Here is a 631-nt window from a genome sequence, read left to right on the forward strand (position 1 = left end):
ATATGCAACATCAACTAGAGCACTTTTCTGTCGTGCCGGCGACCAAAGATCCACAAAATCGTGCCGCGTCGCCGCATCAAAAAACGAGTAAAGTAAACGCAGATCAAGCTTTCAAAAAGAAGCGACAAGTTCCAAAGTTTGACGAAACACTGAGCTCGGTTTCTATCAGCTGGGGCAGCATAAAAGATTTAGGTCCACGTAAGCAGCTATCTACAATCCGAAAATTTGTTAAGGTAGCGGCGGAGGCAGGCAAGAAAACCGTCACGATCGAAAACATTGCTATCTACAATCCGTATGATGTGAATAGTGCAACTAAATTCTATCTGAACGAAGAACACCCGACCGATTATTCCCACTTACCGTGTGAGCGATAACTCTGGAGCATAGCCTTCGCAAAAACGATCTACGACCAAGTGCAGCAATCTGTATTCTAAGACAGGTTTCGCATTACATGGTCCGAAAGCTATCTGGCATTAAGTGAATTAGCGCCTCTTCTTTCACAATTTCTCCGAGCCGCCGTAATATTTCGCTCGACTGCGTACTAGATTGCCAATGTAGGGAAATCTGAATTCGTTCATTGGAAACCAGTTCTATAAGCTCACCACTTTCCAAATAGGGCAATCCAGCGATC

General features: G+C 44.5%; 2 protein-coding genes. One reads left to right on the forward strand and one right to left on the reverse strand.

Annotation, left to right across the window (positions count from 1 at the left end; genetic code table 11):
- Positions 1-374 (forward strand): hypothetical protein (locus AB9F27_RS21970; RefSeq protein ID WP_369758212.1); only part of this gene is annotated, 374 nt, incomplete at its 5' end.
- 73 nt (positions 375-447) lie between these two features.
- On the opposite strand, the gene AB9F27_RS21975 is transcribed toward AB9F27_RS21970, so the two are convergent.
- Positions 448-631, reverse strand: a 184-nt coding sequence (locus AB9F27_RS21975; RefSeq protein WP_369758213.1) for a hypothetical protein, incomplete at its 5' end; no start/stop codon positions are given.

Source organism: Falsihalocynthiibacter sp. CO-5D18, from assembly GCF_041205445.1.
In the GTDB taxonomy this organism is placed as follows: Bacteria; Pseudomonadota; Alphaproteobacteria; order Rhodobacterales; family Rhodobacteraceae; genus Falsihalocynthiibacter; species Falsihalocynthiibacter arcticus.